We start from the raw sequence: 13,786 nt of genomic DNA on the forward strand, positions 1-13,786 counted from the left end.
CAGTGTCCGGGGTGTCCACACTTCGGGAGGAAGGCCCGATTTCGCCCTGCGCCGGGGCCACCGCTACGCCACCATCCTGATCGACGCCGCCACCGGCGAGCGCATCGAAGTCCTGCCGGACCGCAAGATGGAGACGGTGACCGCCTGGCTGAAGGCCCACCCCGGCATCGAGGCCGTCTGCCGGGACGGCGCCGGGGGCTTCGCCCAGGCCACCACCGATGCCGACCCCGCGATCACCCAAGTTTGCGACCGCTGGCACCTGTGGCACGGCCTGGCCGAGGCTGCTCAGAAGGAAATCGCAGCCCACAGCGGATGCTGGTTCGGGAAGGCACCCGCGCCGCTACCACCCTCGAGCGGTGGCAGCAGGTCCACCAACTGCTCGATGCCGGGGTCGGCCTGCTGGAATGCTCCCGCCGTCTGGGCCTCGCACTGAACACGGTCAAGCGCTACGCCCGCCACACCGAGCCCGAGCGCATGGTGCGGGCGCCCCTCTACCGGCCCACCCTGGTCGACCCCTACCGCGATCACCTACGCCGACGCCGGGCCGAGGACCCCGCAGTGCCCGTCACCCACCTCCTGCGCGAGATAAGAGAACTGGGCTACACCGGCAGCGCGAACCTCCTGGTCCGCTATATCAACCAGGGCCGGGTCGAGGCCGACCACGCCAGCCTCTCCCCGCGCAAGGCCGCCCGCCTCCTGCTCACCGACCCCGACCACCTGCGCGAGGGCCAGCGAGTGCTGCGTGACCAGCTCGCTGGCGCCTGCCCGGAGATGACTGCCCTGGCAGACGCTGTAGGCGACTTCGCCGCCCTCCTCACCCCGAAACCGGCCAATGCCGAGGCGCTGACCGGATGGATCACACGGGTCCGGGCGGCGGATCTGCCGTTCCTGCACGCCTACGCCACCGGCCTTGAGCGCGACCGCGCCGGCGTCGACCACGCCCTCACCTTGCCCTGGCACAACGGCCGCACCGAGGGCGTCAACAACAAGATCAAGCTGCTCAAGCGGCAGACCTACGGCCGCGCCGGACACCGCCTTCTACGCCAGCGCATCCTGCTCAGCTGACCAGAGCCGAGGGCGATCACCGGTTACGAAAATCTTGTAAGAGCCACCGCTGTGACACCACCCGGCTGGTGAAGATCGCGTGGACGTGGTCCGGACTGAAAGTCTCGGAGATCAAGCTGGCAGGGGACGCCAAGGCACACGAGGAACGGCGCTCCGACGTCGATACCGTCTGGGACGCCGGCGCCGCCTGACCAGGCACCACAAACGCAGCGCGGGCCCCGGCACCGCGCCGGCCCCCTTCATCGCACCGCAGCAGCTACTGTCCCGCGTGATCGCCTCGGTGTCGAGCACCAGGGCGACGGGGAGCCCGGCCGTTTTGCCGCCAACCACCTCAGCCGCCCCCACACGTTCACCACCACCGATGTCGCCCTGGACGTGGGTCACCGAGCCGACCGCCCCGCGACACGAGCCAACCCGCAGCCCCGGTCACTACGGTCGCTGCCATGGCCGCGCCCCCCGGCGACATACCGACCCCCGAGCCGACGCTGCGCCGGACCACCGGCCGGCGGCCGCCCGCCGACGCGGACCAGCCGTCCAGCTACCGGAACAACCCGTGGCGCGGAGCCGAGGTGGCGCCGATAGCCGCGAACATCCAGTGGGCGCGTCACTCGGTGCCGGCCCGCCTGCGAAGGCGCCCGGGCCCGCGTCACCCTGCGGCTGCGACACCTCGTCGACTGACGCCACCGCTCGGCCGGGCGGGACACACCGGGCGGCAGCACCGCTTTCTGCGGTCTGCCGCCCGGTGGCGCGTGCAGGTGGGCCTTGGCACCCGCCGCCGGAGTTCGAGGAATTTGCTGGCGCGATGCGCTCCGAGGACCGAACCTGGTGGGCATGCCAGTGCCCACGTTGCAGGTCCGAGCCCTGCACACTGCCTCCACGGTGACGGTCTACCAGGCGGTACCGCCCGGCGATCGGCCTGCCGGCCGCACGGGAGGGCGGTTTCCGGCGGCGTGGAAGCGGGACCGGATCGTGGATCAAGCCGTCGTTCCTCTGGATGATGTACCGCTGCGGCTGGGCGGCGAAGGAGGGCCAGGAGACCGTCCTCGCGATCGAGATCGGCCGCGAGGGCTTCGAATGGGCCCTGCGGAACAGCTGCCTCTCCCACTACGTACCCGGGCTGCACGCCGACCGGGCTGGCTGGAAGCGCGAGTTGAGGCGGTCCCCGGCCCGCGTGCAGTGGGATCCCGAACGCGATCTGCACCTGCAGCCGCTTCCGCACCGCTCGCTTCAGCTCGGCCTCGTCGGGGAGGCCGCCAGGCGCTTCGCGGACGAGTGGATCGTCTCGGTCGAGGACGTCACCGCGCTCGCGCGGACGGTCCAGGCCCAGGTGCGGGGCGGGGAGCTGGACGCCGCGCGGGAACTGCTTCCCGTCGAGCGCCCCTACCCGACGGGGCGACACGCTGCTGGCCCACCTGGCTGCCTGAGCTGCTGGTGCCGCCGAGTCCCCGTCACCCACTCGACCCGGCTGCGCCGGGCTGCGCCATCACCCACGACCACGCTGACGAGACATGTCCCTGACGCACCGTCGCGGGCCGTCGGCCGGGCCGCCGGGGCGGGCAGGAACCTCGGGCGTGCGGCGGCGGGCACGGCCGGGGCCGTGTCGTCAACGGGTAGCGGTCGGGGCCGGGTGGCCCGCGCGGGCGAGGGCCTGCTGCCGCAGGCCGCGGAGCTGGTCCAGGAGGGGCTGGTCGGTCCCGATCACGGTCTTCTCGACGTCGGTCTGGACCTGCTCCACGGTGGCGGCCAGGCCGGCCCGGTCCTGGCAGCGGGCCGAGGTCTTCGCGAGGGCGAGCTCGCGGCCGATGAGGTCGTGGGTCTTCGCCGGGTCGCCGCCGTCCTGTTCCACCCATCGGTCGATCATGGCCACCGGCTCCGCCAGATGGGCGGCGCTCTGGTGCGCGGTGGACATGCAGTCACGCCAGCGGCTCTCGGCGGCAGCGTACCGGCCGTCGGCCTGGACGTCGTTGACGACCTTGTTGCCGAGGACCTGGAAGGTGTTGAACAGCCGGAAGTAATCGGGGCCGTAGAGGGCGTCGCGGGCCTGGGTGAGGCAGGAGTCGCCGTTGTAATAGAACTGCTGGTGGTCGGGCAGGTCGACGGTGACCCGGTGCGCGTCCGTCCCCAGGAGAGCGGCCTTCCAGGCCTGGTCGGCGTCCTTGTCCTGGTTGGGGTCGGCCGCCTGCTTCAGGTTCAGCGCCGTGCTGATCACGCCGAAGCCGTCGTTGGTGGCCTGGTCGCCGCTGAGCAGCCCGTACGGGTTGGCGTCGACGCGGTGATCGCCGGTGGCGAGGCCCTGGGGGCGGTAGGCGAAGCCGCGCTCGCGCATGCACCCGGCGACGAGGACTTCTTCGGCGTCGTGCAGGACGGCGCGCTGCTCCTCGTCGTAGTGGGTGACGCCGCCGAAGGGACGCGGCAGGGCCCCGGGCGGGGTGGTGCCGCCGGAGGAGGAGCATCCGGCGGCACCAAGGCCCAGGAGGACCGCCGCGAGGGCGAGGGTGGTCCTGGTCTTCATCGCTGGGTCAGACCGTGCACCAGCGGTTGGAGAGGATCGAGGGCAGGTTGTCCCCGATCACGTTCCAGCCCTGGCCCCGGTAGAGGATCCAGCCCTGGCCCTGGGCGTTGGTCTGGGCGTAGACGACGACGTTGCAGCTGTTGCCGTTGTTGAACGCCGAACCGCCCTGGCTGTTTTTGAAGTTGGCGTACATGCTGAGGTCGTTGTTGTCCTGGTAGACGGTCTGGACGCTGCCGCTGTAGTTGGAGCTCCAGTACACACACAGGCCGCCCGCGTTGCAGCCGGCCGGCGCGGCCTGGGCGGCGGGGGCGGTGCCGACCAGGGTGAAGAGGGCGGCGCCCGCGACGGCTGTCGCAGCGGCTGCCTTGGTGATACGCGACGTGATGCTCATGGAGGAGTCCCTTCCAGAGGTGGGATGAACGCCGACCGGGGTCCGTGGCTTTGGCGCCGACGGCCGGTGATCCGGTTCCGGCCGCGTTCAGGGAAGAGCCTCGCCGGATGGGCCGACACGCCGCTATCCACTTTCGTGTCGCCGGGACTTCGCGTTTTGTGGATAGCCGAGCAGGGGGCGGGGCTCTCGCGCGGCCGAGCGACCTCCGGCGGCCTGACTCCCCCGGCGAGCATTGGCCCCAGGATGTAAATCCATGGGCCGATGCCCGCGCGAGCAATCAATCGGTGGGCTGATGCCGCACTGGAGGGGCGCGTGGCAGCGTTCCCCCTGTGCCCCGGACTGGCTGGCGGCATGATGGACGATCCGTTACCACGGGAGGGACCATGGCCACCACGCCGTTCACCGGCCGGGAGGGCATCACGCGCCGGCGCATGCTGGGAGCCGCACTCGCAGCCGGGGCCGCCGTGCCGCTTGCCGCCGTCGCCGACACCGCGTGGGCAGGCACGGCCGCTCCAAGCGCGCCCGCCCCCGCCCCGACGCGGCTCACGCTGCCCGTGCCCACCGGGCCGCACCCGGTCGGCACGGTCCAGCTGCACCTCGTCGATCGGTCGCGCCCGGACGACATCGCGGGCCCCGGGCACTTCCGCGAGCTGATGGCCACCGTCTGGTACCCGGCCCGGGACGTCGAGTGGTACCCGCTGGCGCCCTGGATGCCGACCGGCGCCCTTCAGGCGTTCCTCGCCGACGCGGGCCTCAGCGCCCTGGCCCCCCTGGCCCCGCTCACCGCCGGCCACGCAGGCGCTCCGGTGCTGCGGTCGGGCCGGCGGCTGCCCGTCCTCGTGTACTCGCACGGCGCGCACAGCTACCAGGGCGACCACACCATCATGGTCCAGGAACTCGCCAGCCGCGGATACGCAGTCGTGACGATCGCTCACCAGTACGACACGTACACCGAGTTCCCCGACGGCCGGGTTGCCGTTCCGCTCTACGACCGCAAGGCGCCGACGCTGCCCGGGGACTTCGCCGCAGACCTGCGCTTCGTCCTCGACTGCGTCGAGCAACTCGCCGCCGGGTGCAATCCGGACGTCGAGCAGCGGGAGCTGCCAGCCGGGCTGCTCGGCTCCCTCGACCCCCAGCGCATGGGCGCGTTCGGCTGGTCGAAGGGCGGAACGGCCACCGCCTGCGCCACGCTTGCGGACGAGCGCATCCGGGCCGGGCTGAGCATCGACGGCCCGATGCAGATGAACCCGCCGCTGGCCGGCGATCTGGACAGGCCGTTCATGATGATGTCCGCCGCGTTCACCCGGGCCACGGATCCCGCAGCCGCCGCGTTCTGGTCGCACCTGCGCGGGTGGCGGCTGAACATCCAGGCCCAGGGTGCCGTCCACGTGTCGTACGGCGACAACGAGGCGCTGTTCCCGCAGATCGCGGGGCTGCTCGGGTGGAGCGGGCAGCAGCTCCAGGACTCGATCGGCACCCTCGACCCTGACCAGGGGGTGAAGATCCAGCAGGCGTACCCGCTCGCGTTCTTTGATGAGCACCTGCGCCACCGTCAGGGGCACCTGCTCGACGGGCCGTCCCCGAGCTTCCCGGCGGTTACGTTCCTCCCGTGACGACGGGTGGTACAACACCCGTCGCATCCAGAAGCGTCTCGGCTGGCTCAGCCCGGACGAGTTCGAGGCGAAGCACTACGCCGACCAGGCGACGGCCGAACCAGTGGCCGTCGAACCACCCACACCCGCTCTGACAAGCCCTCCCACACACCGGGGGAAGCTCAGGGCCAGGGCTGAGTCATTGGCGGTGAGGTTGCAGGTCCCGTCCGCGGGTTGTTGTTCCGTGTCGTGGACGGCCTGCTCAATGGCTGTGGATGTGATCACCGTCAGCCTGTCGGTGATCTGCCTGGCGGGGTCCGCGTTGTCGGTCGGGCAACGGTGGTGTGAGCTGTGTTCGGCCCCGTGGGCAACGAGTTCTGTGTTGAGCGCCGCTCCGCCCGGGGCTTCGCCTGATGCGCTGCGAGGGTGGTCTCGCGTCGTGCGCACGACGCGAGACCACCTGCGACCGGCTACTCGGTGCCGGGCAGCGGTGATTAGCCGGGGAGCAGGCTGTTGCAGTTGCTCATCCAGGTGCTCATGGTGCTCTGGGTGGAGTAGTCGCCGGAGTGTGGGCGGCCGGGTAGACGTTGTAGATGTCGGCCTTGATGTCGCCACCGGTCTGCGGGCCGACAACGTCGCCCTGGGAGGCGGCGGGCGGAGCCGCGGTTTCTGCTGTCCCATCAGGGCCGCGGCGGTCTCAATCCTTGCTGACCGGCGTCTCAAGTCGCAGGTAGTCGTCGTGGGACGGAACGGTCGGCCGGGTGGGACGGAGACGGGCTGTCCGTCCTCGGGGGCGTGGGCCATCGTTGGGGCTGGCGGATCAAACCCACTCGGTGTGCTCGCTGCGAGGGAGCACCCGACTGTGCATCGCCTCCCGGGCGTGCCCGCCCCCACCCCGACAGATCGAGCACCATCGTCCGGAGATCCGGTCCGACTCAGCCAACCCCATCCCATCCAATGCGCGGAGGCTTGGTACGTCCGTGTCACCCAACGACTCGCTCCGTAACGGTCCTGAGAGAGATCCCGCTCTCCTGTACGAGGGTGGTGACATCGATCGACTGCATGATGTCGTCACCGAGCGGCTCGCGCCGCACCGCTTGACCGTGCTGAACGGCAGACGACCGAACGGGCGCTTCCGCTGCCTCCACGAAGGGGAGGTGATGCTCTACGAACTCGGATACGGCACGGACGTCACCGTCTGCCCGGGAGAGCTGGGGGATTTCTACAACGTCCAGCTGCCCATGTCGGGCGCGGGCGTCGTCACCGTGGACGGCGTGGTCCTGCCGTCCACTCGGAGCATCGTCGGCCCGGGCAGCCGGGTCTCGATGACGTGGAACGGCGAGGCACGCAACCGCATCCTCATCATTCCGGGTCAGGCCGTCGCACAGGCCCTGGAGGTACGGAGGGCCGATTCCTCCACCGCCGCGGTGCGCTTCGATCCGGTGCTCGACGAGCAGGATCCCTTGATCCGTTCGTGGATCGAACTCGTCCGGGGATTCCACGAGTTCGTCGCATCGCCGCTGAGCCACCGCTCGCCACTGGGAGTGCGGCACTTCGAGCAGCTCCTGATCGACGGCCTGCTGGACGCACAACGCCATTGCCAGAGCGACGCCCTGACGGACAGCGGTTCGGCCGCCCTGCTGCCCGCTGTACGCCGGGCCAAGGCGTTCTGCGAGGAACACGTGCACGAGCCGGTCTCGGTGGCGGACATCGCCCTCGCCGCGCGAACCAGCCTCCGGAGCCTCAGAGAGGGCTTCCGCGTGCACCTGAACACCACGCCCCTGGCGTACCTGCGCCAGCTCCGGCTCGACCACGCCCACCGCGACCTCCTCGCCATCGCCGACGGCCGCGCCGACGGCACGGTGACCGACGTGGCCTGCCGCTGGGGCTTCACCCACCTGGGCCGCTTCAGCGCGGTGTACCGCCAGACCTTCGGACAGACGCCGTCCGAAACGCTGCGCCGAAGCTGCTGAGCGAGGCGAGGGAGGGACCGGCTGGCCGGGAGGGGGAGTGAGTACGCGCTCTCACCGCTCGGCTATCCACAAACGTGCGGTCCCTGGCGATCCGAAAGCGGATAGCCGTGTGACCAAGGTTCGGGGAGGCTCGTCCTGGATGCGGTCGGATGCAGTTCACCGGCCGTCTGCGCCAGCGCTCCTGAGTCTGGGCCGAGCGTTCAGACCATCCCGGAAAGGACATGATTGTCCGAGTTGAGCGGTCCCCAGTCGGCTTTCGGGTGCGTCGCAACTCGCGGGAGGTCGTTCGGACACCCGCCAACCGGGCTTACATGCCCCAGCTTGTCGGTGCTGACCGCCGTTGGGACCGTCCGGATCTGTCCGTCGAGCACGCCGAGCACCAGGGGGTGAAGCACCCTGTCCTCCCTGGCGAATCATCATGAATCTGGAGAGCCTTCTGTGAGTACCCTCCTGTCCACCCGGCGCCGGTTGTCGCTGGGCCTGGCCCTGGCGGCCGCGCTGACGGGCGTCGGCGCGTACACCGCCACGGGCGCGTCCGCCACGGCCGCGCCGGCCCCGATACCCCTGACTTCCTCGGCCTGCCCGGCCGACCTGCAGCAGGGTGAGGCCGACGGCTGCGTCACCCAGCTCCAGCTGGAGCTCAACCTGACCGGCTCCCAGCTCACGGTGGACGGGCAGTTCGGGTCGGCCACCGGCACGGCCGTGCAAACCTTCCAGGCCTCGCACTCCCTGACGCCCGACGGCATCGTGGGCCCGGCCACCAAGTCGGCGCTCGACGCGGCGGCGGCCGCGGCCTCCGGCACCGTGGACCTGCGCACCCAGTGCGGCGACCTGCGGACCGGCGCCACCGGCGCGTGCGTCTCGACCCTGCAGACGATGCTGAACACCTTCCACGCGGGCCGCCTGACCGTGGACGGGCAGTTCGGCCCGGCCACCGACACGGCCGTGCGCGACTTCCAGGCCACCCATGCCCTGACCATCGACGGCACCGTCGGCACGGCCGTCAAGAACGCCCTCTACACCAGCACCCCCGCCCCGCTGCCCAGCGGCGCCGTCGACCCCGCCAAGGTCCTGAACGCGGCGAAGTCCTACCTCGGCGTCTCCTACGTGTGGGGCGGCGGCCACTCCCTGCGCGGCGAGGGCCCCGGCCCGTCCCTGGGCACCTGCGACCAATACTCCGGGCCCCAGCCCTGCGCGGCCAACACCACCACAGGCCTGGACTGTTCGGGCCTGGTGCGCGCGGCCTTCTGGTTCGGCGCCGGCATCGACCTCGCCAATGGGGGCGGCACCACCGAGCAGACCCTGGACAGCCACCTCACCCCGATCACCGAGTCCCAGCGCCGCCCCGGCGACGTCGAGTACTTCGGCACCGACGCCCACAACACCGTGCACGTCGTCCTCTACGCCGGCACCGACCCCACCACCGGCGCCGACATGATGTACGAGGCGAAGGAAACGAACAGCAACGTCCACTACGTGACTCTGACCACCGGCGGCTACTGGTACCACGTCTCGGCCTGACCGCCCGGGTGCCGCGCGGGTGAGGCTGCCGTCACCCGCGCGGCACCCGACACCACCCGCCGAGGGCAGCTTTCCGCTCCAGCACGCTGCCACCGTCGGCGTCATGGTGCGGTGGCTCGGTTTCCCCGGGCGCCCGCGCCCTGCGTTCGTTCTTCGAATTGCGCGGCAGCGGTACTGAGGGGGAGAGCATGAGACCTGAGTTCGTCACGGTCCTGGGTACCGGATCTGTGGCGCGCAGCGTCGCCGACCGCCTGGCCGACGCCGGTTTCACGACCAGCACCCCGCCGACCGGCGGTGCCCACGTGCTCGTGACGGCGTTCGCCGTCGCGGAGCCCAGCCCGCACATCTTCGAGGAGACCCGCCGCGTCCTCGCCGTGATGGCGCCCGGTAGCTGGTGGATCGACATGACCCACCCCCCGCTCCGGACCGACGACCTGTGGGTCCCGCCGGAGGATCTCGCCCGGGTGACACGGTTGCGCGTGCCGGTCACCGACGTGCGCGGCGTGCTGGTGGCCAGTCCACCTGTCGACCTGGACCTTCGCAGCCGACAGGTGTGCGATGCCATCCTGAGGGTCGCCGACCTCGTCCTGCCCACGCAGACCCCCGAGTTCCCGATCGCCTCGCTCGACCTCGGCCTCGCCGAGCCGCCCGCCCCGCACACCACCAGCGACCCATCGGGCACGAGCCGCCGGCTGCCGCGCAGGCGCGCACCCGCTCTTGATAGCGCCACCCCCCTGACCCGTTCTCACCCGGGAGGTGCGGCAGGGCGCTGACCTGCGGTGGGGAGTTCCGCCCCCGGGGCGGTGAGTTTTGCCCCGGGCCGCTAACGACCCGGTCGGGGATCGCGGCTTCGGCGCGTCTGCGGGCCCGGTAGGCGGCCTGTCGGCAGGGACGCGGGCCGCGGGCAGTACCGGCGACCCCGCCCGCGCGGCCGACGCCCGTGCCGTGGCGGGCCCGCTCGGCCAGCCAGGCACCGATCGCCGCGTCCAGCACGTCGCCGTCGACCCTCTGGAGTACGCGCCGCACGGTGGCCTCAGCCGGGGCGGCCGGCCCGGTGTCCGGTTCCCGGCACGGCCCGCCGAGTGGTCGCCCGCGTACAGGGGCCCTGGCTGGGCGGCCGGGGGTTCGGTCCGGGGTTCGGTTCGGCGCCCGGCTCTGGTCCCGCTTGCCCGGCTGTTTGCGCTGGTCGGGGGCGCCGAGACAGCGTCCTCACCATGCTGACTTACCTTCCTGGGCCCCGGTCTGGTGATGGTTGTGGTGGGGGTGGGTGGGGCGTTGGTCGGTGTGGGTGGTTGCTGCGCTGTGCCGTTTTCTCCGCGTCCGGCTGGGGCCGGCCGCTGCGTGGTGGGCGGGCCAGGGCAGGGAGCCGGGGGCCTGAGGGTGGCATCGGGGTTGCTTTGACGCCCTATCAGGCGGAGGCGGCTTCACGGGTGGCCGGGTCGGGGTCGTCCAGCTGGGGTGCGATCAGCTCGGCGGCTGCAGCGAGCACAACGGTGCCCCGCGCCAACGGGCCGATCCCCCGCCACCGACCCCGAGCACGCCCAGACCCTGATGCGCACCGCCACCAGCCGGCTCGCCGAGTGCCGCGCGGCGGTCCTCGTCGCAGGTGCGGGCGCAGCCCGCAACCGACCCGGCGGCGGTTCCAGTCCGGCGGCCTTGGGCCTCCAGGAGGCCCTGGAGCGCACCAGAGCCGAGCACCCGAAGGCGCCTCCGCCGTCGTCCCGCGCCGGCGGTCGGCCACCGAGAACCAGGGCCGGGAAGTACGGGCGCGGGCCGTCTGCCCACTGACCTCCTTCGGGCTCAGCACTCGGGCAATCAGGCAGGGCCGCTGCGCTCCGCGCGGCCGCCGCAGCTGGAAGATCCGCTCAGGAGACGAAGCCGATGACGCCGAATCCGGGGCGGGCCTGCGCGTGGCGAAGCCAGGCGAGGACGTCGGCAATGGCCTCGACGACTTCGGGCTCCAGTGGCGGGGCGTGATTGTCCCGCTTGGTCTGCTCGAACTGCTCCAGCGCCTCCAGGCAGGCTTCGTGCGTCCACACGCCGCAGCCCGGCAGGTAGGAGTACGGGATCCCGTCGGGCATGCCGGAGCTGTAGCCGAACTCCGCAAGGGAGACCGCGGTGATCCGCAGCGCCTGAAGGCCCTCGTCGACGACGTCCAGCCAGGTCCCGCGGAACGGAGAGAAGCTGGAGTTGTCGAGGTGACTGCCGGTCAGGGCGCACAGGCGCTTGTAGGCGTAGCCGTACTGGAAGGCGTGCTCCGGGTTGTCCGAGTAGGGGCCGCCGTGAACCACCGCGTGCAGTGCCTCGTACGCGGTGGGAGCGCCGTCCTTGATCTCGGAGGAGAACCAGTCATCGGAGGAGGCGAGCTGGTCGCCGAACTCGTCGCGGATGACCTGGAGCAGCTGCTCGTCGCGGGAGCCGACGAGACCGCGGGCGTCCGTGGGGTTGATCAGGAAGGGGCTCAGCGAGGAACTCATGTGATCACGTTAGGCGCTGGGACTGACAGCCAGCTTGGCTGCGGCCCAGGGTCGCTCACGAGCACGCGATGTCTCCCCGCGCCACGCCGGAACGCTCCCAGGCCTCGTGAGCGAGGCGGTCTTCCAGGAGCCGGCGCCCATCGGTGCTCAACGCGAGCATGGTGCCCTGGTGCGGGTCGTATGACGACGAAGAAGACCCCAGCGCCCTGCCAGGCCTACGACGCCGACGGCTGGGGCAACTGCCCGGTGGCAGGGCTGCGCACCGTCCAGACCCGGCTCCTGGCGTTGCTGGAGCTGTACGCCGACGGCCCGCTGAGCATGGACTACCGGTTCAGCCCGGCTCGGGAGGGGCGGCTTCGCGGATCAGGCGCGTGATGCGCTCACGCTCTCCCACGCGCCCACTACGACCGTGCCCGGGACGAGTGGATCGCCTGGGACGACTGGGCCGCGCCGGCCTTCGGCGCCACCCCGGAGCGGCTGCTGGCCGCCCTCCGCGGGATCCCAGTAGCCGTCGGAAGGTAGTGGGGCCCGGGAGCCGCCCGGTCAAACTCGCTGAGACTGGTCAAACTTCGGTGCGACAGGACAGCCGTCTTTCGTCTACCTGATCTCCGCCGTGAACAGCCGGACGGCGAAGGTCGGCCGCAGCACGGATCCGGAGAGCCGGCTGGTAGTCCTCCAGTCCGGGGCACCCGTAGCGCTGCTGCTCGCCGTGACCCCGACGCGGCCGGCCTCCCACGGCCGGGCCCCGCGGAACGCTCCCCCCTCGTTCCCCGGAACCCGGCCTCCTGCGCCTCACCGGCCCGGCTCCCGGGGCTGGGAGGACTTCGATTGCGCTGGAGGCGAAGGTAGTGAAGGCCGCACAGGCGATGGTGACTCCTCCGTGGAATGTGGGGAATCCGGCGTCCACCACGTCGACGAAGGCGGGCTCGTGGGTGGGTGGTCAGGCTTCTGTTGGGTGCTGAACAGGAGAAGGCCGATGAGCGCGGCGATGGCGCACAGCGCCACGGCAAGCTTGGTTCTTGCCCGTCCAGGGCGGACAGACACGGGCCTGCTCGCAGCTGGCCAGGCCCAGGAAACGCGAGCGGGCGCCTCCTGCGGTTGCGCCTGTTCCTGGTGTTGGCCCTCCTGAGAGGGAAGCGGCAGGGCGGCTTGGAAGGCGAGGGCGGCGCGCACCCATTGCCACAGCGTCCGCTGCGGAGGAAGCGCCCCCGGACGCCTGCCGGCCAGATGCTTCTTAGCGTCCTGGAGGACACGGGGACCCTCAGTGGGCATCAGAGCCCCCAAACGGCAGCTCAGCGGTCCGTAGCGCTGCCTCCGGGCCAACGGAGATCACGGGCTGTGCCTCAGCGGAAACGTCTGGCGCCTGTGGGAGATCGGGTTGTGAGTTCGGGGAGATGTCGCTCCGGGTCGCCAACTGCTGGATGATCAGCGGAGCCGCGATTCCCAGGGTCAACGCCCCTAGGGGACCTGCGATCTGGCCCGCAGCCGCATAGACGGCGTTCAGGCCTGTCCCCATTACGCATCTGCAGGTGACGGCGATGACGTAACCCCACACCTGGGGTCGCCCGCGACCGTCCACCCACGGCCACTTCGGTACCTTGAAGGGCCGCACCGCAGACCATAGGCCATGGACCTCGACCAGCCCCACACCCAACAGCCCCCACAGGCAAGCCTGCCAAGCTGGCATTGTCTCTCGCTCTCCCCCTGGACCAGGCCCCGTCGTACCGAACGTAGCCCCAGCCCTCCACTCCGTACAGAACGCCACAGCGGAAGGTCCCCGTGTAGGGCCGACCCGCAGCGAATCGTTCCGGCCTCCGGTGTGGCCCTCTGCGAGGGCGATGACGCTATTTGACGGCAACCGGCCACGTACCAAACTCCTCTGTCAGGTTCACAGGCAGGCTGCGGGCGGGCGGTCCGGTCGGTGGTCACGGCGGCGTCCATCGTGGCGGCCAGGGCGGGCAGCTCGCGTTCCAGGTCGCCGAGCGCCGTGTGGGGCATCGCCGCGGCGAACCTGACGGTCAAGACGGTCAGCCGGCCCAAGGACGCGAAAAGGTTCGTCGTCCTGCCCCGGCGTTGGGTGGTCGAGAGGTCCCACGCCTGGATCATGCACGCCCGCCGACACGCCCGCGACTACGAACGCCTCGTCCAGCACTCCGAATCGCTGATCACCTGGGCCGCGATCACCATCATGACCAGGCGCATCACCCAGAGGCAGTCCTGGCGCAAGGGACAGCCGGAGCCCCGCGAAGCCCAGC

The 13,786-nt window shown here is 71.0% G+C and carries 9 protein-coding genes and 3 pseudogenes; 9 read left to right on the forward strand and 3 right to left on the reverse strand.

All coding sequences use genetic code 11. The features are described from left to right. Nucleotides 1-28 precede the first annotated feature (28 nt). The 3 genes and pseudogenes from O1G21_RS39295 to O1G21_RS39305 form a co-directional block, all read left to right on the forward strand. Nucleotides 29-1,065 (forward strand): annotated as a pseudogene (locus tag O1G21_RS39295) (ISL3 family transposase); the annotation flags it as partial. Nucleotides 1,066-1,133: 68 nt separating this feature from the next. After that, nucleotides 1,134-1,256, forward strand: a complete 123-nt coding sequence (locus tag O1G21_RS39300; RefSeq protein ID WP_270150615.1) for a hypothetical protein — start codon at nucleotides 1,134-1,136, stop codon at nucleotides 1,254-1,256. Between the two features lie 725 nt (nucleotides 1,257-1,981). After that, nucleotides 1,982-2,389 (forward strand): annotated as a pseudogene (locus O1G21_RS39305) (DUF4291 family protein); the annotation flags it as partial. 279 nt (nucleotides 2,390-2,668) lie between these two features. On the opposite strand, the gene O1G21_RS39310 reads toward O1G21_RS39305, so the two are convergent. Together O1G21_RS39310 and O1G21_RS39315 are read right to left on the reverse strand one after the other, a co-directional pair. After that, nucleotides 2,669-3,577 (reverse strand): hypothetical protein, encoded by a 909-nt coding sequence (locus tag O1G21_RS39310; protein WP_270150617.1) that lies wholly within the window; start codon nucleotides 3,575-3,577, stop codon nucleotides 2,669-2,671. Between the two features lie 7 nt (nucleotides 3,578-3,584). Next, nucleotides 3,585-3,968, reverse strand: coding sequence for a peptidase inhibitor family I36 protein (locus tag O1G21_RS39315; protein WP_270150618.1), 384 nt, complete (start codon nucleotides 3,966-3,968; stop codon nucleotides 3,585-3,587). A 383-nt stretch (nucleotides 3,969-4,351) separates the two neighbouring features. On the opposite strand from O1G21_RS39315, the gene O1G21_RS39320 reads away from it, so the two are divergent. The 4 genes from O1G21_RS39320 to O1G21_RS39335 all read left to right on the forward strand — a co-directional run bounded on the left by O1G21_RS39320 (nucleotide 4,352) and on the right by O1G21_RS39335 (nucleotide 9,827). Beyond that, a complete protein-coding gene (locus O1G21_RS39320) occupies nucleotides 4,352-5,581 on the forward strand; it encodes an alpha/beta hydrolase family protein (protein WP_270150619.1) in 1,230 nt (409 codons plus the stop codon). 959 nt (nucleotides 5,582-6,540) lie between these two features. Next, nucleotides 6,541-7,533: an AraC family transcriptional regulator gene (locus O1G21_RS39325; protein WP_270151479.1), complete on the forward strand. Its 993-nt coding sequence runs from the start codon at nucleotides 6,541-6,543 to the stop codon at nucleotides 7,531-7,533. A 438-nt stretch (nucleotides 7,534-7,971) separates the two neighbouring features. Further along, complete coding sequence (locus tag O1G21_RS39330) at nucleotides 7,972-9,054, forward strand: peptidoglycan-binding protein (protein ID WP_270150621.1); 1,083 nt, start codon at nucleotides 7,972-7,974, stop codon at nucleotides 9,052-9,054. Between the two features lie 188 nt (nucleotides 9,055-9,242). Further along, entirely contained in the window at nucleotides 9,243-9,827 is a 585-nt protein-coding gene (locus tag O1G21_RS39335) for a hypothetical protein (protein WP_270150622.1), read from the forward strand. Between the two features lie 1,092 nt (nucleotides 9,828-10,919). On the opposite strand, the gene O1G21_RS39340 is transcribed toward O1G21_RS39335, so the two are convergent. Beyond that, a complete protein-coding gene (locus tag O1G21_RS39340) occupies nucleotides 10,920-11,531 on the reverse strand; it encodes a DUF7691 family protein (protein WP_270150624.1) in 612 nt (203 codons plus the stop codon). Between the two features lie 180 nt (nucleotides 11,532-11,711). Here O1G21_RS39340 and O1G21_RS39345 point away from each other — a divergent pair, with 180 nt between their 5' ends. Both O1G21_RS39345 and O1G21_RS39350 read left to right on the forward strand, forming a co-directional pair. Then, nucleotides 11,712-11,906 carry a hypothetical protein gene (locus O1G21_RS39345; protein WP_270150626.1) on the forward strand — a complete coding sequence of 65 codons (195 nt, stop codon included), beginning with the start codon at nucleotides 11,712-11,714 and terminating at the stop codon, nucleotides 11,904-11,906. A 1,630-nt stretch (nucleotides 11,907-13,536) separates the two neighbouring features. Continuing rightward, nucleotides 13,537-13,740: pseudogene (locus O1G21_RS39350) on the forward strand (transposase); the annotation flags it as partial. Between the last annotated feature and the right edge of the window lie 46 nt (nucleotides 13,741-13,786).

Source organism: Kitasatospora cathayae (genome assembly GCF_027627435.1).
Lineage (GTDB): Bacteria > Actinomycetota > Actinomycetes > Streptomycetales > Streptomycetaceae > Kitasatospora > Kitasatospora cathayae.

Excerpts from the sequence above, each read along its gene's own strand:
- O1G21_RS39310 (WP_270150617.1), bottom strand. The coding sequence starts at position 3,577 with ATGAAGACCAGGACCACCCTCGCCCTCGCGGCGGTCCTCCTGGGCCTT.
- O1G21_RS39315 (WP_270150618.1), bottom strand. The coding sequence starts at position 3,968 with ATGAGCATCACGTCGCGTATCACCAAGGCAGCCGCTGCGACAGCCGTC.
- O1G21_RS39320 (WP_270150619.1), top strand. The coding sequence starts at position 4,352 with ATGGCCACCACGCCGTTCACCGGCCGGGAGGGCATCACGCGCCGGCGC.
- O1G21_RS39335 (WP_270150622.1), top strand. The coding sequence starts at position 9,243 with ATGAGACCTGAGTTCGTCACGGTCCTGGGTACCGGATCTGTGGCGCGC.
- O1G21_RS39340 (WP_270150624.1), bottom strand. The coding sequence starts at position 11,531 with ATGAGTTCCTCGCTGAGCCCCTTCCTGATCAACCCCACGGACGCCCGC.
- O1G21_RS39345 (WP_270150626.1), top strand. The coding sequence starts at position 11,712 with ATGACGACGAAGAAGACCCCAGCGCCCTGCCAGGCCTACGACGCCGAC.